The sequence below is a fragment of the Halobacillus sp. HZG1 genome, from assembly GCF_035818575.1.
In the GTDB taxonomy this organism is placed as follows: domain Bacteria; phylum Bacillota; class Bacilli; order Bacillales; family Halobacillaceae; genus Halobacillus; species Halobacillus litoralis.
This window is the reverse complement of record NZ_JAYLVQ010000055.1, coordinates 1-19713: the sequence shown is the minus strand read 5'-3', so window position 1 is coordinate 19713 and position 19713 is coordinate 1. Positions and strand designations below refer to the sequence as shown.

The following is a 19713-nucleotide window of genomic DNA, read 5'->3' as shown; positions in this document are numbered from 1 at the left end:
TCTAGCTCCATCGTCCAGACACTCGCGTCATAAGCAGAACAGCAAAGGAATAAAAAACACATTCCGTTGCTGTTCTGCTTATGCCAGTCGTGTCTACCAGGACGATTCCGCATTTGAACACTTTCCATGAGGTGGGCGGTGAGCCTCCTCAGGCTATGCCTTCCGGGGTCTCACCTGTCCCACACGTCCCATAGGAGTCTCACCGTTTCCCTCCGCCCCTTTACCTTATAAGTGTCTCAAAACCACTTCTAAAAGGGTAAGCTTGAATGGTTGAGGGAAGTGGACGATTAGAACACCTGTATTCATAAGTAAGGTTCCAATTCTTTTCCTCTAAGCCGGCATATAGCGTGTTGCATCAAGCATTTGCGTTTGCTAAACGTCAATGAGGTAGAGTTTACATCATTCACTTCTGATAACCATACGAGCTGATTTTTTAATTTGTGGTTTCGAGAACCTTCCTTGGTTAAGGGGCGGAGGGGAATGGCGAGACTCCTGCGGGAAAAAAGGGCATGGTGAGACCCCACAGGACGCAGTCCGAGGAGGCTCACCGCGCTCCCGCGGAAAGCGAGTTATTCCCTGCAGCCCCCATCCACTCAAAAAACATCTCGAAACTGAGTCTTCAAGAAACCTGCCATACACTTGAATAGGGATTTGAGTGGAGGTTTCTTTTTCTATACAATGGTCATGGAAATGAAAATACGAATGAAAAGGTGTTTACCTATGAAGAAATATATCGTTGTCGGCGGTGGAGTGCTGGGCGCATCCACTGCTTATCACTTAGCAAAAGAAGGCGTCGACGTAAAAATCATCGACCGTAAAGATGAGGGACAGGCGACAGAAGCAGCAGCTGGAATTGTCTGTCCATGGCTGGCTCAACGGCGCAACAAGCGATGGTACCGTCTTGTCAAAGGCGGTGCCCGGTACTATCCAGAATTGATTCGCGAGCTGGAAGCGGAAGGAGAAACGCGGACGGGCTATCGCCGCGTAGGGGCAATCAGTCTCCAAAGAGATGAAGCTAAATTAGAAAAAACTATGGAGCGCGCGTTGAAGCGAAGAGAAGACGGGGCTCCTGAAATCGGTGAAATCACAAGAATCTCCTCGGAAGAAGCAAAGAAAATGTTCCCACCGCTCGCGGATGGGTACGATGCGATTCACGTCAGTGGTGCGGCCCGCGTTAATGGGCGTGAGTTAAGAGATGCGCTTCTTCGAGTAGCTGAGAAACTTGGGGTTCAAAGGATACAAGGAGATGCTAGCCTGATTCATGAAGGTCGGCAGGTTACCGCTGTCGAGGTGGACGGCGTCCGCTATGAAGCGGATGAAGTGCTGGTGACAGCTGGTGCATGGGCGAAACCGATTCTGAAACCGTTGGGCATTGACTTTCTGGTCCACCCTCAAAAAGCACAGATTGTCCATTTGGACCTTCCTGATACAGAAACGGAAGATTGGCCTGTCATTATGCCACCGAATAATCAGTACATGCTTTCCTTCGGGGGCGGTCGTGTTGTCATTGGTGCCACACATGAAACGGATGCAGGTTTTGACGGGCGATCGACTGTAGGTGGTCTCCATTATGTGTTTGATAAGGCACTAGGAGTCGCGCCAGGTCTTTACGACAGCACGTTTGCTGAAACGCGTGTCGGCTTCCGGCCGTTTACACCAGGGTCTCTCCCTGTTTTTGGTGGTATTCCTGAGTGGTCGAATTTATATGTCGCCAATGGCCTCGGAGCTTCTGGACTTACATCCGGTCCATACGTGGGTGCGGAGCTTGCCCGGCTGGTACTTGGAAAAGAGACCGAGCTTGATCCTGCAGATTATGATGTATCCGAAGCACTGGGATCTGAATGATGACTCTACTGAAAAACCTTGCAGCCTGATAAAGCTGCAAGGTTTTTTTATGGTTTGTCAGGGTAGTCACAGTACTCGATAATCGTTCCTTCTGTATCCGCCGGGTTTAAGTAGATGAGGCGTCGGCCGTGTTTATTTGTCCGTAACGACCATTCCAGGGTGCGGATGCCTTCCTGCTCTAAGTCTTTCAGCGCCTGGTCCAAATCGCCGACATCGTAGGCGATGTGGTGAACCCCTTTCCCTTTTTGCTTAATGAAACGAGCGATGGGGGAGGTCGTATTATTCGTCGGCATCAATAATTCTGTACGGTCCCCTTTAATATCAATAATCGCAATTTCACTCTCTACTCCTTCAGCTTCACTACGGTAACGATCAATTAATGTGCCTCCAAGGACGTTGGTGTAAAAAGTGATGCTGTCTTCGATGTTGCGGACAGCGACTCCAATGTGATCCAGTTTCTTTTCCACGTTCATTCTCCTCTATAGCAAATTCCAAACCATTTTAACATAACGATAGCCCAGACACTTATGGGTGGGTCTCCGTAAAGTGCCCTTTTTTATAGAATCTATCAAAACGTACAAGCTGATTTTTCTCTATCACATAAAGTAGAGCAGGAGGTGATTTTATATGCCTGCCTGGATCAGCAATAGTTTTAAGATCCTGTCATCCGCTGCTCTTCATGTGGTTGTCAGTCTACTTTTATTCGGAACATCGATCTATACTATTGTTACTGGATTGACGTGGATCAAAGGGTTGATCGTCATCGGCTTGTTGATCCTCTGGCTCGTTTCATATGTGTGTGTAGCCCAAAAGCTGTACGCGTATCTGTTCGGCCGTTGGAAAGACGACGATGAATAAGAAAAAGGGGTCCTGCAACACAGGACCCCTTTACCTATTAATTCAATTGTTTCACGACTTCTTTGGCAACGACTTCTGTGGATTGAGGATTTTGACCGGTGATCAGGTTGCCGTCCACTTCAAAATGCTCGGACCAGTTTGGACCGCTCACAAAGGTTGCTCCCAGCTCATTCAGCTTACTTTCAAGCAGGAATGGCATGTGTTGATCGAGCGTTGTTTCTACTTCTTCGGCGTCAGTGAATGCATTGACGCGTTTTCCTTTGACTAGTGGTTCACCGTTAGACAAGGTAGCTCCGACAAGACCTGCGGGACCATGGCAGACGGCTGCGACAATTTTATCCGCTTCATAGAAGTTACGAAGCAGCTTTTGAAGTTTTTCATTATCCGGAAAGTCGAACATGGTTCCGTGACCACCCGGTAAGAAGATTGCATCGTAGTCATCGGCTTCGACGTCTGCAATCGGTGTGGTATTTTCTAAATGTGGTTTTGTATCTAAGATCTCCTGTGGTTCATCTTCGCTGACACTACCTGGATCGACAGGTGCACGGCCGCCTTCCGGACTTGCTACTGTCACTTCATAGCCGTGTTTTTGGAACTCATTATAGGCTTCGCCGAATTCGGATAACCAAAGCCCTGTCGGCTGTTCATCCGTAATCTTTGCGTGGTTCGTAACGACCATTAGTACTTTTTTAGACATGATTGTCCTCCTTTTTGGTAGTGGGTGTCATTGTAATATGTGAAAATTGACAGTGCCAAACATTCTGCTTTGTCGCACATAAAATAATTTTCCCGTTTTTAAATCAATCAAACATGGGCGAGCACACATTGACAAAATGGCATGCGGCGCATACGATAATTGTATATATGAATATATGTGCATATAAGGAAGGTGTCGAATTCATGAGTGAAGATAAAAATAAAAAAGAAGATCAGAAAAAAAAGCATGCCAGTGAACTGGATGAAGAAACGTTATTCGTCGTTTCCCAGACGTTCAAGGCGCTTTCTGATCCGACACGAATCAGAATCCTGCATTTACTATGTGAACAAGAAATGTCCGTGAATCAAATCGCTGATACATTAGAACTTCGCCAATCGACCGTTTCCCACCAGCTGCGGTTTCTAAAGAATTTACGTTTAGTGAAGTATCGAAGAGCAGGTACGACATTATTTTATTCCCACGATGATGAACACGTCATCGATCTATTGCAACAGACCATCAACCACGCTCTTCACCATTAAAGGGGAGAAAGAGAATGAAGGAATACAAACTGCAAGGATTATCCTGCGCGAACTGCGCAGCAGAGATGGAAGACGAAATCCGTAAGCTCCATCATGGGGAAGGTTCTGAACTTCAGTTTTCATCGAGTAAATTGAGAGTTCATGACGGAATTGATATGGAGAAAGTACGCCGGATTCTGAAATCCGACGGAGCTTCTCTTGTCGATGACGAGGGTAGACACGATCACAGTCATGGTCCGAACATGAAGCAGCTCGTCATTATTTCCTCACTCATCTTTGGTGCGACGTTTTTATTGGAAGGAAGGGTTGCTCCTTTCGTTATGATCGGCCTGTATTTGGCAGCGATTGCGATCAGTGGTTACCAGACATTCTGGAAAGGTTTGAAAAACTTAGTCCGTTTGAAGTTTAATATTGATACGCTGATGACGATTGCTCTCGTCGGAGCTGTGGCGATCGGGGAATGGAAAGAAGCGACTCTTGTCGCGATTCTGTTCGGCCTGAATGAATACTTGGAAGGTCTCGGCATGGAAAAGGCACGTAGTTCGATGGAACAATTATTGAAAGTCGCCCCTAAACAAGCGACCCGCCTGCTCGCAGATGGGACGGAAGAAATCGTAGGGATTGAACAACTGCAAGAGGGAGACCTTGTCCTTGTTAAAGCGGGCGAGAAAATCCCATCAGACGGTGTGGTCATGGCCGGTTACAGTTCCGTGAACGAAGCAGCAATCACAGGAGAATCTCTGCCGGTAGACAAAAAGCCTGGCGAAAAGCTTTTTGGAGGAAGCATCAATAATGAAGGATTGATGAAAGTTGAAATATCAAAGGCCTACAATGACTCTTCTCTCGCTAAAATCCTACAGTTGGTTGAGGAAGCGCAGGAAAGAAAGACACCGACAGAGCTCTTCATCAATCGATTTGCTAAATACTACACCCCATTAATCATGGTGATTGCCGGTCTTGTCATGGTCATTCCACCATTGCTTTTCTCTGCCACCTGGGGAGGTTCATTTTACCAGGGATTGGCGGTTCTCATTGTCGGCTGCCCATGTGCCTTGATTCTGTCCTCACCCATTGCCATATTGTCCGGAATCACGAAAAATGCCCGAAACGGCATTCTCATTAAAGGGGGAGCTTTTCTTGAACAGCTTGGAAAAATTGAAAGTATTGCTTTTGATAAGACGGGTACGCTGACAAAAGGAGAGCCAAAAGTTCATGCTGTGAATGTTTATGAGGAGAAGCGCTTCTTTTCAGTGGCTCAAGCCGTGGAGAGAAATTCCTCTCACCCAATTGCGAGAGCGATCTTAGAAAATTCACGCGTTCAACAGGCAAATTCTTTGGAGCCTTCCTCTGTGGATACGATTCCCGGGAAAGGCGTTCGAGCGGTCATTGAGGAAAAGACGTACTACGTGGGAAGCGAGCAGACGCTTACGCATCTCAACCCTTCAGAGGATGTAAAAGCAGACATCGACAAGCTGAAAGAAGATGGATTCACCCTTGTCATCGTTTCGGATGAAAAAGAAGTACTGGGTATGTTCGGAGTGGCAGATGAAGTGCGTGAAGAAAGTCGTACCCTGATGAAGCGTCTCCATTCTCTGGGGATTAAGCACACGATCATGTTAACGGGTGACCACGAAAAAACGGCTGGGAAAGTGGCTGCAGAAATCGGCGTCACTGATGTCCATGCGCAGCTTCTCCCCGATCAGAAAGTAGAAAAAGTCGACGAATTAAAAAGAAATTCCAAGCTTGCCATGATTGGAGATGGGATCAATGACGCGCCTGCTCTCGCGATGGCTGATTTAGGGATCGCGATGGGGAAAGGAACGGATAGTGCGATTGAAACCGCCGATATCGTGCTCATGCAGGATCACCTCGGTAAACTGCCGAATGCCTTCCGTATCGCGAAACGGGTGAATGCCGTAGTCAAATGGAACATCGGAATTGCCCTTGGTTTGAAAGTGATTGCCCTTCTTCTAACCATTCCAGGGTGGCTCACTTTATGGTTCGCCATTCTGGCTGATATGGGCGCAACGATTCTTGTCACTCTCATCAGCCTTACCATCCTCCTCATGAAAGATAAATGATGATATAGATCCATCAATTTTCCCACACCAGGTTATCCAAATACTGGATGACTTGGTGTGGTTTTATTTGGAAGAAAACTAGTTAGGGTGAACCATTTTGATTTCGAGTGTGTCTTTTGGGTTTGTGAGCAGGGGGATAAAGGGAAAAGGACCTTATGGACGTACGGTAAATTGTGGCTGTGTTTCCGTCAAAACCACCCGTCTCCCATACATACTTTTGCTTCGAAAAGACGACGATAAACCATATATAAAGAGTGAGGATAATGACTATGAAGATACACTTTGAACATATAAAAAAACTTCATATCAGACAGATATACGGCCCCCTTCAACAAGAGGTGAGAACTCTTGCTTTTCATTCAAAAAGAGTTGAACCAGCAGCCGCTTTTTTTTGTTTGAAAGGGGAGAACTTTGATGGTCATGAATATATCGAAGAAGCTATAGGCCTGGGAGCTGCCACAATCATTGGCAGTGATGAAGAGGTATTGGAGGAGCTTTCAACGATCTATGACCGCACAACGTTCTTACTTGTAGACAATGTCCGTTCCGTCATGTCTGTTTTTTCAAAGGATTTCTACGGCTTTGCAGATGATGAACTGAAAACCGTTGGGGTTACCGGAACGAATGGCAAGACGACGGTTACGGCCTATATCCGGTCTCTATTGACCTTATTGGGCCTTCCGACCGGCTCAATCGGTACGACAGGCATTTGGTCATCAAAACGGAAATTACAATATAAGAAAAGCACCCCAACCACACCTGAGTCTCTGGATCTGCACCGGATTTTTCGTGACTTGAGAAACGTGGGTGATGAAGGGGCGGTCATGGAGGTTTCATCGATTGCTCTCGATCAGTGCAGGGTAGAAGGCATTCAGTATGATGTGGCCGTTCATACGAATTTTTCTGAAGAGCATTTGGAATACCACCGGACTATTGAACATTACAGGGAATGTAAAATGCGTTTGTTCAAACAGGCGAACCACCGTGTCGTTAATATTGATGATGACGGAATGGCATCGGAACTGTTGGCGATGGGGAAGGATGGTCTTCTGACATACAGTATTGAGGGTCACCCAGAGGCTGATTTGTCAGCAGAAAACATTGAGGTTATGGAAAAAGGATCCCTTTTCGACCTTACCTATAAGGGAGACACGAAGAAAGTCTTCATTCCCGTCTATGGCACCTACAATGTCGCAAACGTACTGGCCGCGATTGCTACAGCCTTCCATCTCCACTATTCTTGGGAGGAAGTGTTGGACGTGCTTCCTACTTTGAAAGGACCGGAAGGAAGATTCCAGGTTATTGAAACACCTCTCAAGCAGAAAGTGATTTTGGATTATGCTCATACCCCTGTAGCTTTGAACAGGTTGTTGGAAGAGGTTAAGAAACTTGACCACAAACGCTTGATCGTCATGATCGCAGGCATTGGAATTCGTGATTTCAACAAAATGCCGAAGATGGCGAAAGCGATTGAAGGAAAAGCGGATGAAGTGATCGTCACGGTCGATCACCCCGGCTATCATGACCCGCAAACCATCGTCGATCAGGTGATGACAGGGTTTAGCAATCCAACGGCTTTGAATATTCACCCCACCCTTACAAGAGAAGAAGGTGTTCGTAAATCCATGCAGTTAGGAGAGGAAGGGGATATTATCCTGCTGACAAGTGGCTGCATCAACAATTCGCAGATTGTTAAGGGTGAAGAAATTCCTCACTCGGATGAAAAGATCATCGAAAGCTTTTTTCCATCTGTCGCTCAATAAAACATCCAGTCTCAGGTCCTGAGACTGGATGTTTTTCTCGTTAATCAAACGTTTGTTCAACTAATTGTTTGTACTCATAGAAGTAATTCGGAAGATCATCATGATTCCGTTCGTTTATCATCGCGGCAACGATGGATTCGTTGTACCACTTTTGGTCTTCAGCACCTGCGTTGAAGTTTTTCCAAACCTCATTTCCGTAGGTGGCGAGGTCTTTTTGGAGAGAGCGTAAGTTATCCAGCTTATCGGCTACAATCAACGCTTTCAATTCAAACGGAGCTTTCCACACGGTTTCAATCGTGTGCTGTTTTCTTTCCACCCATGACTTGCTTTTATCTTCCGTATGAGCAGCGACGAAACCTCTCACGTCTCTTCCGAATTCACGTTCAATATCCTGGAGGGTGTAGTTGGTATCTTCGACCACATCATGGAGGTAGCCGGCACAAATCACTTCTTCACGGAATCCTGCTTGTTCTAAGAGGTCCGCAACCCGAATGGGATGGATGATATAGTCTTCCGTGGAGTTTTTACGCTTCTGCCCCTCGTGGGCTTTAGCTGCAAATGCCTTCGCTTTCTCAATCATCGACGACACGCCCTTTTTTGTTCATCATAACAAATAAAGGGGCAGAATGATTGCAAAAAGTGATAAAGCTTGATTAAATAAGAATGGATATTATATAATTAATAGGTTTAATCAACAGGTTGAAGGGGATGCTTTGCAAATGGAAATGATTGAAGTACAAGGACAACCGCCTCACAACTCAGAGCCCGTCGTTCTAATCATCGGGAAAATGGATGGTGTGCATTTAGGGCATCAGTCTCTTCTACAGGAGGCAGAAAGGCTGGCCACAGAGGAAGATAAAATCGCTGTGTATGGTTTTTCTGATCACCCAAAATGGGTGCTGCGAGGTGATGAATCATACAAATATTCATTATCAACGATTGAAGATCGCCAAACCCGCTTGGAGCAGTTCGGTGTCGATCGTTATTATCACGTCCATTTCACAAAAGAATATGCAAAGACATCTCCTGAAGAATTCGTGCTTCAGCATTTGAACCGGTTGAACGTCCGTCATGTGATCGTCGGGGAGGACTTCCGTTTCGGTAAAGGGAGAGGATCCGACGCTGAAGGGCTGGCCGAGCTGTGCCAGCAAATCGGTGCTGATGTTTCGATTGTCCCGGGTGTCCAGCTTCACGACCGAAAAGTAAGCAGTACAGATATCCGTACTCATGTGACTCAAGGACGGATGGAAGCCGCTCAAGCGATGCTCGGACGACCTTTTGAAATCACAGGGGTCGTGGAAAAAGGCGAGCAGCTTGGACGACAACTAGGCTTTCCGACATTAAACATCGGAGATATTGAAGAATATGTCAAAGTTAAACCAGGGGTCTATCTCGGGCTTGTGAAAAAAGTCCAGGAAGCACCGGAATACTATTACACGTTAATCAGCGCCGGCTATCGTCCAACGGTCAACGGTGATTCCTATAAAGTGGAAGCTTATCTTCTGGATTTCTCCGGTGACCTGTACGACCAGAAAGTGACCGTCCAATTCCTGCGCCACATGCGCGATGAAGAGAATTTCGACGGTATGGATGCATTAATTGAACAAATGCATGAGGATGAAAAGAATGCTCGTGCAATTTTAGGAATATAAACGATACTGACATCTTAGAAAGGGGGAAGCACCATGGGAATTGTCGTTGTTGAAGTTTGTGATGGAAACTTAATCAATGAAATGGATATCGAGAGCATCATTGAATCCGAATACCCGGAAGTGGCGGTACTCATCAGTGAATGCCTGTCCTTCTGTGGCATGTGTGCTCTCCGTCCGTACGCCCTAGTCAATAACCAGCGGGTGTTTGGAAAAACACCTGAAGAAGCTTTACAGAAAATCCGTACAAAAATCGAAGAAGAATTAGCGATTTACGCTGAATAAGGCAGGAGAAGACCATGGGTTTTTTTGATTCACTGATCAACAGCTTACGTTTGCCGAAAAAAGAAGCGATGTTCCATTTAAACCGGAAAGGCATCACTCATACGATTGGGTATTTGTTCGTATTGCTGCTGCTCCTCTTTTTACCGGATATGGTTGCATCGATCTTGTATTTAGAGACGAACCTGACAGAGGTATCGCGGGGGATGTACATTGCACAGTTTCTCGTTTTCTATCCTTTGCTGATCGTTTTCCTTATCCTTGTCGGCGTATCCATTCTTGCCGGGGGAAGTCTGCTTATGCGAAAAGCTCTTTCCAGGAAGCTTGCCTACCAGCAGCTTTGGAAGTTGACCGCCTATGCTTGTACACTGCCATTAATTCTAAGCGTATTATTAAAATATATGACCGTATCCAACGCCCTCAGCGCTCTTATTTTTATGGCGATCTTCGTATACTACATGTATCGGATGATTACGGTTTATCCAAAAGTACCCGCAAAACCTTGAGTTCTTGCGGGTACTTTTTCTATTTATCTTTTTTATATGTTAGAATATTCATTATTTAATAAAAAAGGTGGGGGTATGATGACGAGAGCGTTAGTATTGCAATCAGATTTTGGAATCAGTGATGGAGCTGTAAGTGCCATGCATGGGGTGGCACATTCTGTTAATCATCAATTGTCGATCTTCGATTTGACGCACGACATCCCCCCTTTCAATATTTGGGAAGGGTCTTACAGGCTGTGGCAGACGATGGCTTACTGGGCAGAAGGAACAGTATTCGTATCTGTGGTCGATCCAGGCGTAGGATCCACACGCAAGAGTATCGGTGTAAAAACAGGATCCGGGCATTTTGTCATCACTCCGGACAATGGAACATTGACTCATATCGCCCGTACGGAGGGAATCGTTGAAGTAAGAGAAATTGATGAAAAAGTGAACCGCTTGCCACGCTCTGGAGAATCCTACACTTTCCATGGTCGAGATGTTTATGCCTACACGGGAGCGCGTTTGGCGGCCGGTGTCATCACTTTTGAAGAAGTAGGCCCTGCCCTCGACCCCGGATCTATTGAGCGTATCTCTGTGAAAGACCCTTATGTGGACGAATCCACGGTCTCCGGCATCATCGATATCCTTGATATACGGTTCGGCAACCTTTGGACGAACATTCCGCGTGAGTTTTTTAAGCAGATGGGGATCCATTATGGAGATACCCTGAACGTGTTCATTTTGCATAATGGTGATGAGGTGTATCATAATTCCATGACCTTCGGACGCTCATTCGCAGATACCCACAAAGGCGAGCCACTCGTCTATGTGAACAGCCTTGATAACTTAGCGGTGGCCATCAATCAAGGCTCATTTGCCAGAGCTTACAATATCCGCACAGGTTCGAATTGGACCATCCAGTTTGAAAAATAACTTCCCGCTTCTGTGGGGAGTTTTCTTTTGTCTATGAGCAGAATAAAAGCTTGCGGGGAGTCGCTGTGCTACACTTACCCATGTGAAAACCTTTATAAGAAAAGGAGAATGATCAATGAAGACAGTTACGCTGCATAGCACCATCGAAATGCCACAACTAGGCTTTGGTGTTTGGCAAGTTGAAGAAAAAGATGCGGTTCCAGCCGTTACAAAAGCGATTGAAACAGGCTATCGTGCAATTGATACCGCTGCGATTTACGGAAACGAGAAACAGGTTGGTGAAGCGATCCGCCAGAGCGGTGTAGCTCGAGACGAATTGTTCATTACGACAAAGGTCTGGAACACAGATCAAGGATATGAAAATACATTGAAGGCTTTTGAAACAAGCCTTGATAAACTTGGATTAGACTACGTGGACCTTTACTTGATCCACTGGCCGACACCAGAATATGATGATTACGTAGAAACATACAAAGCGCTTGAACAGCTGCAAAAAGACGGCAAAGTCAAAGCGATCGGCGTATGTAACTTTGATATCGATCACTTGCAGCGTCTGCTTGACGAGTGTGAAGTGAAGCCGGCAGTCAACCAGGTCGAGTGCCACCCATTCCTGGCACAAAATGAACTGAAAGACTTCTGCCGCGACAATGGCATTCTGCTTGAAGCATGGAGCCCGCTGATGCAGGGTGGAGAAGTATTGGAAAATGATACGATCCAGTCAATCGCTGAAAAGCACGGCAAAACACCGGCACAAGTTATCATCCGCTGGCACCTGCAAAACGATACGGTTGTCATTCCGAAGTCTGTCACGCCATCCCGTATCGAAGAGAACTTCGACGTGTTTGATTTTGACCTGACAGCAGACGACATGGCTGCCATCAACAAGCTGGACCGCGGCGAGCGCAAAGGCCCGAAACCATCTGAAATGAACGTAAGATAAATACAGGAAGACTGCCGCATGAAGTGGCAGTCTTTTTTTGTGGACAAAAGGAAGAGGATCAACTTTAATATAGGAGAAAGGAGCGAATACATGATCATAAAACCCCGCGTCATCCCACCCGATATTAACCATTTAAGTATGCTGCTGAAACGTCTCAAACCTAACCACCCTGCAACCCCTCAAGTAGAAGAAATGCTCTCTACCAAACAGGCCGGCTGGAACGGCGAACAATCCCTCGACTTTCACCTGGACTACTTGAAAGACTCTCCTATCATCCTTCACAATATCCGCCTTCATGATGGCCACCACTTTTTCCAAATGGACACCCTTCTCCTGTTCCCTTCGTTCTTCCTGATCATTGAAGCAAAAAATATGAAAGGTCAAATATCCATACACCGCGAGAAAAAGGAAATGCGTCGCGACCTGGAAGGTTTTCAGGATCCCGTGGAGCAGGCGGAACGGCAAAAAGATTTACTCGAAGAATGGTTGCTTCACCATACGGGGCTTAAGGTACCGGTAGATTTCTTAGTTGTTTTTACGAATCGAAGGTGCGTTCTTGAATTTGACTCTTCAGACCCTAGCATTCATGAAAAAGTCATACGCGCCACATCGTTGGTGGGTGCGATTGAAAGGAAGAAGGAGTTTTATAAGGAAGAAGTTCTGACTAGGGCTGATATGATGCGCATAGGTCGTGCGCTTGCTGAAGCCCATCAAGAGCTTGTCCCTGATTATATGAAGCGGTTCAATTTGAGTTACTCTGATTTGCAGAAAGGTGTGAGGTGTCCGGAGTGTGGCAAGTATTTTATGAGGAAAACACCTAGGCGATGGAAGTGTGATCATTGCGGTTGTGCCTCCGTAAATGCTTATGAACTAGCCCTTAAAGAATATGCTGTTCTGGTTTCTAAAACAATGAGTATTAGAGAAGGGCAAGATTTTTTAAGGATAAGCTCCAGACATGTTGTTTACCGGATCTTGTCTGCATATGCGGAGAGTACTTTGGGTGGAGGAAGATATGTAAGGTATGTGCTCTAGTTTTAATAGCTTAAGTGCCATTTTACGCGCGCAAGAAAAGCGAGTCGCGCGCAGGAAGAGCGAGTCGCGCGCAGGGAGGGTGAGCCGCGCGCAGGAAGAGTGAGTCGCGCGCAGGAAGAGTGAGTCGCGCGCAGGAAGAGCGAGTCGCGCGCAGGAAGAGTGAGTCGCGCGCAGGAAGAGTGAGTCGCGCGCAGGAAGAGCGAGTCGCGCGCAGGAAGAGTGAGTCGCGCGCAGGGAGGGTGAGTCGCGCGCAGGGAGGGTGAGTCGCGCGCAAAGTGCGAAGGCCCCGCCAACAAAACTCCATAAACCGACCCTTATGTTATTCCCACCAAATATGGGGAACATAAAGATATCACTTTTTCGGTAAAGGAGCTTTTGTATGATCATCCGGTTCGGTTACGTATCGCATGCGCTCGACTTATGGGAAGCGACGCCAGCGAAGACAATGACATTTGCACGTTATAAGAAACTGGGGCACGAAACTGCGATTGAGCAGCTTCATAAAATTGCGGAAATGAACTTGGAGCGCACACGTCGGATCATCCACTATAACATTGCGAGGGAAATCCATTTGTACCGGTTTTCTTCTTCTATCATTCCACTCGCTACTCATGATGAAGTGGAGTGGGATTATATCGAGCCATTCCGCCATCTGTTCGAGGAAATTGGTGATCTGGTAAAGGCGCACAATATGCGTACGAGTTTTCACCCAAACCAATTCACCCTTTTCACGAGTGACCGTCCTCATGTGACGGACAACGCTGTCCAGGACATGGAGTACCATTATGCGATGCTTCAAGCGATGGGGCTGCACAATGAATCACATATCAATCTACATGTAGGTGGCGCGTATGGGGATAAAAAAGCAGCCGTCTCTCGTTTTCATGAAAATATTAAAAAGCTCCCGGGTCCAATTAAACAGCAGATGACACTTGAGAATGATGACAAAACCTATACGACAACGGAAACCCTTGATGTCTGTGAAAAAGAGGACATTCCGATGATGTTTGATTACCACCATTACATGGCGAATCACACCGAAGATGAACCTCTTTCTAAAATCCTGCCTCGCTTTTATAAAACGTGGGACAGGCTGGGCCTTCCACCAAAAATTCATATTTCGTCGCCGAAGTCGGAAAAGGCGTACAGGAGTCATGCCGATTTTGTGGACGCTGATTTCATTCGCCCTCTCCTGAAAGAGTTGAAGGATCTCGGCACACCTGTAGATTTTATGATTGAAGCGAAAGAAAAGGACCGCGCCCTTTCTAAACTTGTCGAAGATTTTTCGAAAATCCGTGGTGTGAAACGGGTGGGGGAGGCGACCTTGGACGTTTAACTTTGCGTCCGCCTTTGGATCAAGTATATTGATGGTACTGAAAGGGGTGGAATGATGGATAAACAGACCCTCTTATCCGAAGTGAATTTGTTTGAAGAATTAACAAAAGAAGAACTAATGGACGTAGCTGCCATCAGTGAAATGAAAAAAGTAGCGAAAGGTGAAGTAATCCTCACGCCTGAACATCCAGCTGAGCATTTATATATTTTGAAAAAAGGACAGATCCGTTTATACCGTACCAACCAGCAGGGGAAACAGTTCACATTGGACATACTGAAAGACGGAAATCTATTTGGGGAGGCCTCTACGCTGACTCTGACAGATTATGAAATGTACGCAGAGGCGATGACTGATACATATGTATGTTTGATGAGCAGGGAAGAGTTCGAACGATTTATGGAAAAGTACCCGAAGATCAAGCTGCGTCTCGTTCAGTTACTTTCGTCTAAATTGAACGATTTTTACAAAAGAAGTGAGAAGATTGCTTTAGGTGAGGTGCGGGAGCGGATTCTTTATCTGCTGCTCATGCTTAGTGAAAAAAGCGGCCGTCGTCACCAGGAGTGGCAAACCGTCGAGATGAAGTTGACCCATCAGGACATCGCGACGATGATCGGTGCAACTAGGGAGACAACGAGTGCAGAAATCAGTCGTTTGAACAAGGAAGGCTATTTGAAAAAGGATCAAGTATTATCCATCGATGCAGAAAAAGCAAAAACCCATCTCGGCTTAGTGGTGACATAAGCCGGGACGGGTTTTATTTTAATATTCGTTTGGCTTCCATGAACCTTTGAATACCTGTAAACAATTCTACAGTAAAGAACAATAGTGTTGACCAGAAGAGGAATGGAGGGAATAAGAGCATCACACTGAACAGAACGAAGCCTTCTGTCCTCTCCGCAAGTCCCGCTTGATAGTAGAAGGATTTGATTCCTGCTTTTTCTGAAACGGCTCCTACAACTAAGAAGATCGTCATCGACACGATGATGGATACACTGAGAAGGAGAAGTGGCCATAAGACTTCGGGGTGAATATAAGCAATGGCTAAGATCATCCCAATTTCAACGATTCGATCGAATGTAATATCCATGACGGTTCCGAAAGGGGAGGTTTTGGTATTCCTGGCCATTGTCCCATCCACGGCGTCTAAAAATCCGGAAAGCCACAAAAATACGACCGCTAATATCGGAAAACCGAGCACATAGAGCACACTTGTACCAAGCCCGACAAACAAAGCGAGCACGGTAATCTCATTGGCGGAGCGCCCTTTTTGTAGAAAGTAAGAAGCGGTTCGTTCAATGGATGGTTGAACGAATTTCCTTGCGTGGGTATCGAGCATAAAAAACACCTGCTTTAGCAAATAATATCAACGTCTTGTTACCACTTTACCCTAATTGGTCTTCCTTTAGACGATAGCATATGTTCCCTGGTAATAGAATCACCTTGCTTCTTTTGTAAGGCAGATTACAACGGTGAGCACATGAGGTTTGCCGAAAATGGCCAGGGTGTATAGTATCCCTGTAACCAACAACAAGGAGGAATTGTACATGTCCGAACATAAAGTAGCGATCACGAGTAAGTCTCAAGGGATGAAATCGGAAATCGAGGCAGGAAAACATTCATTGACGATTGATGAACCGAAGCAAATGGGCGGAACAGATGAAGGTGCTGACCCACTTGCCACGCTGTTAGGTTCGCTCGCAGGCTGTGAAACGGTCGTTGCGAACATGGTGGCGAAGGAAATGAAGTTCGACCTTCAAAGTATTTCGTTTGATATCAACGGGACTCTCGATATGCGAGGGTTGATGGGGACGGCGGATGTAAAGCCTTACTTTGACACGGTGAACATTAAAGCGGAAGTAGAAACGTCAGAATCTCAAGAGCGTATCGAAGAACTTCAGGAAATCGTTGACCAACGCTGCCCAGTTTTCACTACACTGAAAGCAGCAGGGGTTACCCTGAATGTAGATTGGCAAAAAGCTTAACAAATGGGAAGAGGCTCCTCTAGGGGGCCTTTTTTTATACTGAAAATTTCCATGGAAACGATGGAAAGAATTAATAATGAATCTCTTAATCCGCCTATGTTACCTTATTAGGGAACCTGATAAGGAGGTAGATTTTAAATGTTCAAAAAATTGATGCTGACAGGAATTGCTACCGTTAGTTTGCTCGCTTTTTCCTTCCCTGTCGAAAGTTTTGCCCACGCCAACACTCATACCGTCCAAAAGGGCGATTCTATTTATAAAATTGCTATGAAACATGGTGTTTCTGCCCAACAATTGCAGGCCATGAACAATAAATCGAACGCAGAAATTTATCCTGGGGAGCAGTTGCAGCTTCCCGTTGCTCTTAGTGAATCTGAAAAAGATTTACTCGCTCGTCTAGTTGAAGCAGAGGCGAAGGGTGAAAGTTATTCAGGTAAGGTTGCCGTAGCCACAGTTGTTTTAAACCGTGTGGAAAGTGATCTTTTCCCAGATTCCGTGAATGGCGTCATCTATGACGGCATTCAGTTCTCTCCTGTTTTGAATGGTACGATTAACCAGCCGGCAAGCGCTGAGTCAAAACGTGCGGTCAATGAAGCCATTGCTTATCAAGGCTATGACCGTGAGTCTCTATTTTTCTATAATCCTGATAAAGCGCAAAGTGACTATTTGAGCAGTAAAGAAGTGACAACAGTCATCGGCGACCACGTTTTCTTGAGATAAACCACTTGAACAAGCACCTTTGATAGGTGCTTGTTTTTTTTGGATTTTTACAATGGATCGTATGAATGAAAGAGCGTGGAAATATACATTCATCAACGGATGAACATACGATCCAGGACGATGTGGTGAATGTGGAAGAAGGTATTTAGAGCGATCGAAAGCGGATGGTGCTCTGTATGTGAGCGTTCATGAACAAGTGGATCATAGAAATGAAAAGGAGATCCCTGTACAGGGATCTCCTTTTTCGGTGCGATAGGGTTAACTTGCATCTTCTTCCTCCTGAAACAGCTCGACCTTCCTTTTCTTCGTCCGCTTTTTGTACACGCGGTTCACATAGTCATCCGTTAATGCAGCGATTTCCTTATGCAGGAACAATAGTGGAATAATGTTTGTAAGTAGGACGAAGGCTAAAATCAAGTCGAGGAATTGCCACACGAACTGAAGTCCTCCGATCGCTCCTACGAATACGGCTACAATGTAGACAATCCGCATGATTTTAGCTGCGCGTAGGCTGAACAGGTATTCCGCTTGTTTTTCTCCGTAAAAGACGAGGACACCGATGGTAGTAATTACGAAAAAGAGTAAAAATACAGTGATGAAACTGCCTCCGAACGCGTCTCCGAATTCGGATCCGATGGCGACGTTGATCATATTCGATGCATCACTTCCACCGACTTCCTGCCATGCGCCGGTGACGAGAACGGTCAAACCGGACACCGTACAGATGACAATTGTATCAACGAAAACGCTGAAGATTCCCCATAATGCCTGGCGGGACGGGTGATCTGTTTTTGCGGCCGCGTGGGCGATCGATGCAGTTCCAAGACCGGCTTCGTTAGAATAAAGACCGCGTGCAATCCCCCAGCGTAAAGCTTGGGCAACAGCCGCACCGGCAAAACCGCCAGTAGCTGAAATGGGTGTGAAAGCGTGGGTGAAAATCAATCCAAATACGTTGGGGATTTGATCGATGTTGGCAAAGATTACGTACAAACAGACAGCGAGGTAAATGAGCACCATGCCCGGCACCATCTTATCGGTGACCTTGGCGATCCGTTTAATACCTCCGAAAACTACGATGGCAATGGCTGCACACATGACGATCCCCGTAATCTCAACCGGCCATCCAAAGGCCCCCTCTGTCTGCGTAGCGATAGAGTTTGATTGCACCATCGTGCTTGGGATTAATTCAATCATTAGGAAGAATGCGAAGGCGGTCGAGACCCACTTCCAACCCAGGGCCTTTTTTATGTAGTATTGTGGTCCGCCGACCCAAATGTTTTTGTCGTTCTTTTCCCTGTACTTCATCCCTAATAAAATTTCACTATACTTTGTAGCCATTCCGATTAAAGCGACAAGCCACATCCAAAACAGAGCACCTGGTCCACCTAGAGAAATCGCGACAGGCACACCGACGATATTCGTTGCACCCGCTGTAGAGGCTAATGCTGAAGTGAAAGCCTGGAATGGAGTGATGGTTCCTTTCTTTTCTGTTTTCTTGAAGATTTGTCCGATGGTTTGGTGGAGGACGTGACCGAAAAAGCGGAATTGGAAAAACTTAATTCGGATGGTAAGGAAGATCCCGCCCAGAATTAAAATGATCGCTAATGGATACGTCCATAAAAAGTCGGAAATCGTGGTGATCCCCTCTTTGATACTATTCCATAAATCTCCCAATGAAAGATCCCCTTTCGACAAACTGTAAGATACCCATATATTCCCTTTACATAAAATGTTAAACGCATATAATGAGCAGGGAAGATGAGCCTTGAGAGAAAAAGCCATACACTAGAGGAATAGAGGAGGGATCAATTGAATATTAGTAAAGAAAATTTTCAAAACCATTCCATGAGCAAGTTAATCAAAGGGGCGGTGGTGCCGCGCCCGATCGCCTGGGTCTCCACTATAAGTGGAGATGGCATCCGCAATCTGGCACCTTTCAGTTTTTTTACGGTCGCATCCATGAATCCAATTACTCTTTGTTTTTCGATAGGGAGAGCGGATAGAGATAAAGACACACTGAAAAATATAAAGGAAACAAAGCAGTTTATTATCAATGTCGTTTCTGAATCGTTGGCTAACCAGATGCATGAAAGCAGTAAAAGGTTTGATGCTGATATTGATGAGTTTGAGAGGGCAGGTACAGATTTCGAAGACGGTGATTTTATACCTGTGCCAAGGGTGAAACAATCGCCTGTTCACATGGAATGCGAGCTCGATCGAGTCATAAAAATTGGTGAAGGGAATCTGGTTTTAGGAAGGTTGGTCGGTTACCATATCCAGGACGACGTTTATGAAGAAACAGACAAAGTGAATCCCTACGAACTGAAGCCTGTTGGACGAATGGCGGGAGACTACAGCTACATACGGGACTTCTTTCCACTCCCCAACGACGACCTTCCCAAATAAAAAAGCCGCAGAGCCATTTTGGAGTGACACAGTTAAATAAGACTCAATAAAACACCTAGGCTGCCATTACTCTGAATTCAATTGGAGTATGGCAGTTTAGTTTTTTAAAAGGTCGACAATAATTGTAGTAATACATGTACGTTTCTACTTTTTCACGTA

At 45.8% G+C, this 19713-nt stretch carries 23 protein-coding genes; 16 read left to right on the top strand and 7 right to left on the bottom strand.

The window, feature by feature from the left end; genetic code table 11:
* Window positions 1–720: 720 nt before the first annotated feature.
* Window positions 721–1845: an NAD(P)/FAD-dependent oxidoreductase gene (locus tag VKA52_RS07850; RefSeq protein ID WP_326314944.1), complete on the top strand. Its 1125-nt coding sequence runs from the start codon at window positions 721–723 to the stop codon at window positions 1843–1845.
* 47 nt (window positions 1846–1892) lie between these two features.
* Here the strand turns inward: VKA52_RS07850 and VKA52_RS07845 are convergent, their stop codons facing one another.
* Entirely contained in the window at window positions 1893–2312 is a 420-nt protein-coding gene (locus tag VKA52_RS07845; RefSeq protein WP_160916093.1) for a VOC family protein, read from the bottom strand.
* 160 nt (window positions 2313–2472) lie between these two features.
* On the opposite strand from VKA52_RS07845, the gene VKA52_RS07840 reads away from it, so the two are divergent.
* Window positions 2473–2703 carry a hypothetical protein gene (locus tag VKA52_RS07840; RefSeq protein WP_160916094.1) on the top strand — a complete coding sequence of 77 codons (231 nt, stop codon included), beginning with the start codon at window positions 2473–2475 and terminating at the stop codon, window positions 2701–2703.
* Window positions 2704–2740: 37 nt separating this feature from the next.
* On the opposite strand, the gene VKA52_RS07835 is transcribed toward VKA52_RS07840, so the two are convergent.
* Window positions 2741–3400, bottom strand: coding sequence for a type 1 glutamine amidotransferase domain-containing protein (locus tag VKA52_RS07835; protein ID WP_326314942.1), 660 nt, complete (start codon window positions 3398–3400; stop codon window positions 2741–2743).
* Between the two features lie 203 nt (window positions 3401–3603).
* On the opposite strand from VKA52_RS07835, the gene VKA52_RS07830 reads away from it, so the two are divergent.
* From VKA52_RS07830 to VKA52_RS07820, 3 genes are all read left to right on the top strand, one after another.
* Window positions 3604–3942, top strand: a complete 339-nt coding sequence (locus VKA52_RS07830) for an ArsR/SmtB family transcription factor (RefSeq protein WP_326314940.1) — start codon at window positions 3604–3606, stop codon at window positions 3940–3942.
* 14 nt (window positions 3943–3956) lie between these two features.
* Entirely contained in the window at window positions 3957–6023 is a 2067-nt protein-coding gene (locus VKA52_RS07825; RefSeq protein WP_326314938.1) for a heavy metal translocating P-type ATPase, read from the top strand.
* A gap of 269 nt (window positions 6024–6292) precedes the next feature.
* The gene (locus VKA52_RS07820; protein ID WP_442788830.1) at window positions 6293–7786 is read left to right on the top strand and encodes a UDP-N-acetylmuramoyl-L-alanyl-D-glutamate--2,6-diaminopimelate ligase; all 1494 of its coding nucleotides are present in this window, start codon (window positions 6293–6295) and stop codon (window positions 7784–7786) included.
* Window positions 7787–7826: 40 nt separating this feature from the next.
* Here the strand turns inward: VKA52_RS07820 and VKA52_RS07815 are convergent, their stop codons facing one another.
* Entirely contained in the window at window positions 7827–8366 is a 540-nt protein-coding gene (locus tag VKA52_RS07815; RefSeq protein WP_326314934.1) for an HD domain-containing protein, read from the bottom strand.
* Window positions 8367–8505: 139 nt separating this feature from the next.
* On the opposite strand from VKA52_RS07815, the gene VKA52_RS07810 reads away from it, so the two are divergent.
* From VKA52_RS07810 to VKA52_RS07775, 8 genes are all read left to right on the top strand, one after another.
* On the top strand, window positions 8506–9438 hold the full coding sequence (locus tag VKA52_RS07810; protein WP_160916103.1) for a bifunctional riboflavin kinase/FAD synthetase: 933 nt from the start codon (window positions 8506–8508) through the stop codon (window positions 9436–9438).
* A gap of 33 nt (window positions 9439–9471) precedes the next feature.
* Complete coding sequence (locus VKA52_RS07805; protein ID WP_146818124.1) at window positions 9472–9720, top strand: DUF1450 domain-containing protein; 249 nt, start codon at window positions 9472–9474, stop codon at window positions 9718–9720.
* A 14-nt stretch (window positions 9721–9734) separates the two neighbouring features.
* Window positions 9735–10223 carry a DUF1189 family protein gene (locus tag VKA52_RS07800; RefSeq protein WP_160916105.1) on the top strand — a complete coding sequence of 163 codons (489 nt, stop codon included), beginning with the start codon at window positions 9735–9737 and terminating at the stop codon, window positions 10221–10223.
* Between the two features lie 75 nt (window positions 10224–10298).
* The gene (locus VKA52_RS07795; RefSeq protein WP_326314929.1) at window positions 10299–11138 is read left to right on the top strand and encodes an SAM hydrolase/SAM-dependent halogenase family protein; all 840 of its coding nucleotides are present in this window, start codon (window positions 10299–10301) and stop codon (window positions 11136–11138) included.
* Window positions 11139–11253: 115 nt separating this feature from the next.
* Complete coding sequence (locus tag VKA52_RS07790) at window positions 11254–12078, top strand: aldo/keto reductase (RefSeq protein WP_326314928.1); 825 nt, start codon at window positions 11254–11256, stop codon at window positions 12076–12078.
* A 90-nt stretch (window positions 12079–12168) separates the two neighbouring features.
* Window positions 12169–13110 (top strand): NERD domain-containing protein, encoded by a 942-nt coding sequence (locus VKA52_RS07785; protein WP_326314926.1) that lies wholly within the window; start codon window positions 12169–12171, stop codon window positions 13108–13110.
* Window positions 13111–13489: 379 nt separating this feature from the next.
* Window positions 13490–14446, top strand: coding sequence for a UV DNA damage repair endonuclease UvsE (uvsE, locus tag VKA52_RS07780; RefSeq protein ID WP_326314924.1), 957 nt, complete (start codon window positions 13490–13492; stop codon window positions 14444–14446).
* 54 nt (window positions 14447–14500) lie between these two features.
* A complete protein-coding gene (locus VKA52_RS07775) occupies window positions 14501–15187 on the top strand; it encodes a Crp/Fnr family transcriptional regulator (RefSeq protein ID WP_326314922.1) in 687 nt (228 codons plus the stop codon).
* Window positions 15188–15200: 13 nt separating this feature from the next.
* Here VKA52_RS07775 and VKA52_RS07770 read toward each other — a convergent pair whose 3' ends face one another.
* A complete protein-coding gene (locus tag VKA52_RS07770) occupies window positions 15201–15782 on the bottom strand; it encodes a CDP-alcohol phosphatidyltransferase family protein (RefSeq protein ID WP_326314920.1) in 582 nt (193 codons plus the stop codon).
* Window positions 15783–15990: 208 nt separating this feature from the next.
* Here VKA52_RS07770 and VKA52_RS07765 point away from each other — a divergent pair, with 208 nt between their 5' ends.
* Together VKA52_RS07765 and VKA52_RS07760 are read left to right on the top strand one after the other, a co-directional pair.
* A complete protein-coding gene (locus VKA52_RS07765) occupies window positions 15991–16428 on the top strand; it encodes an OsmC family protein (protein ID WP_160916119.1) in 438 nt (145 codons plus the stop codon).
* 138 nt (window positions 16429–16566) lie between these two features.
* Window positions 16567–17148 (top strand): cell wall hydrolase, encoded by a 582-nt coding sequence (locus tag VKA52_RS07760; protein WP_160916121.1) that lies wholly within the window; start codon window positions 16567–16569, stop codon window positions 17146–17148.
* Window positions 17149–17240: 92 nt separating this feature from the next.
* Here VKA52_RS07760 and VKA52_RS07755 read toward each other — a convergent pair whose 3' ends face one another.
* Together VKA52_RS07755 and VKA52_RS07750 are read right to left on the bottom strand one after the other, a co-directional pair.
* A complete protein-coding gene (locus VKA52_RS07755; protein ID WP_160916123.1) occupies window positions 17241–17417 on the bottom strand; it encodes a hypothetical protein in 177 nt (58 codons plus the stop codon).
* Window positions 17407–18822 (bottom strand): alanine/glycine:cation symporter family protein, encoded by a 1416-nt coding sequence (locus VKA52_RS07750; protein ID WP_160916125.1) that lies wholly within the window; start codon window positions 18820–18822, stop codon window positions 17407–17409. Before VKA52_RS07750 ends, VKA52_RS07755 begins: the two co-directional genes overlap by 11 nt.
* 135 nt (window positions 18823–18957) lie before the next feature.
* On the opposite strand from VKA52_RS07750, the gene VKA52_RS07745 reads away from it, so the two are divergent.
* Window positions 18958–19554, top strand: coding sequence for a flavin reductase family protein (locus tag VKA52_RS07745; RefSeq protein WP_326314916.1), 597 nt, complete (start codon window positions 18958–18960; stop codon window positions 19552–19554).
* Window positions 19555–19609: 55 nt separating this feature from the next.
* On the opposite strand, the gene VKA52_RS07740 is transcribed toward VKA52_RS07745, so the two are convergent.
* Window positions 19610–19713, bottom strand: a 104-nt coding sequence (locus VKA52_RS07740; RefSeq protein ID WP_326313771.1) for an IS3 family transposase, incomplete at its 5' end; no start/stop codon positions are given.

Coding starts and splice junctions, on each gene's coding strand:
- VKA52_RS07850 (WP_326314944.1), top strand. CDS start 721: ATGAAGAAATATATCGTTGTCGGCGGTGGAGTGCTGGGCGCATCCACT.
- VKA52_RS07840 (WP_160916094.1), top strand. CDS start 2,473: ATGCCTGCCTGGATCAGCAATAGTTTTAAGATCCTGTCATCCGCTGCT.
- VKA52_RS07835 (WP_326314942.1), bottom strand. CDS start 3,400: ATGTCTAAAAAAGTACTAATGGTCGTTACGAACCACGCAAAGATTACG.
- VKA52_RS07830 (WP_326314940.1), top strand. CDS start 3,604: ATGAGTGAAGATAAAAATAAAAAAGAAGATCAGAAAAAAAAGCATGCC.
- VKA52_RS07825 (WP_326314938.1), top strand. CDS start 3,957: ATGAAGGAATACAAACTGCAAGGATTATCCTGCGCGAACTGCGCAGCA.
- VKA52_RS07820 (WP_442788830.1), top strand. CDS start 6,293: ATGAAGATACACTTTGAACATATAAAAAAACTTCATATCAGACAGATA.
- VKA52_RS07815 (WP_326314934.1), bottom strand. CDS start 8,366: ATGATTGAGAAAGCGAAGGCATTTGCAGCTAAAGCCCACGAGGGGCAG.
- VKA52_RS07810 (WP_160916103.1), top strand. CDS start 8,506: ATGGAAATGATTGAAGTACAAGGACAACCGCCTCACAACTCAGAGCCC.
- VKA52_RS07805 (WP_146818124.1), top strand. CDS start 9,472: ATGGGAATTGTCGTTGTTGAAGTTTGTGATGGAAACTTAATCAATGAA.
- VKA52_RS07800 (WP_160916105.1), top strand. CDS start 9,735: ATGGGTTTTTTTGATTCACTGATCAACAGCTTACGTTTGCCGAAAAAA.
- VKA52_RS07795 (WP_326314929.1), top strand. CDS start 10,299: ATGATGACGAGAGCGTTAGTATTGCAATCAGATTTTGGAATCAGTGAT.
- VKA52_RS07790 (WP_326314928.1), top strand. CDS start 11,254: ATGAAGACAGTTACGCTGCATAGCACCATCGAAATGCCACAACTAGGC.
- VKA52_RS07785 (WP_326314926.1), top strand. CDS start 12,169: ATGATCATAAAACCCCGCGTCATCCCACCCGATATTAACCATTTAAGT.
- uvsE (WP_326314924.1), top strand. CDS start 13,490: ATGATCATCCGGTTCGGTTACGTATCGCATGCGCTCGACTTATGGGAA.
- VKA52_RS07775 (WP_326314922.1), top strand. CDS start 14,501: ATGGATAAACAGACCCTCTTATCCGAAGTGAATTTGTTTGAAGAATTA.
- VKA52_RS07770 (WP_326314920.1), bottom strand. CDS start 15,782: ATGCTCGATACCCACGCAAGGAAATTCGTTCAACCATCCATTGAACGA.
- VKA52_RS07765 (WP_160916119.1), top strand. CDS start 15,991: ATGTCCGAACATAAAGTAGCGATCACGAGTAAGTCTCAAGGGATGAAA.
- VKA52_RS07760 (WP_160916121.1), top strand. CDS start 16,567: ATGTTCAAAAAATTGATGCTGACAGGAATTGCTACCGTTAGTTTGCTC.
- VKA52_RS07755 (WP_160916123.1), bottom strand. CDS start 17,417: ATGCAAGTTAACCCTATCGCACCGAAAAAGGAGATCCCTGTACAGGGA.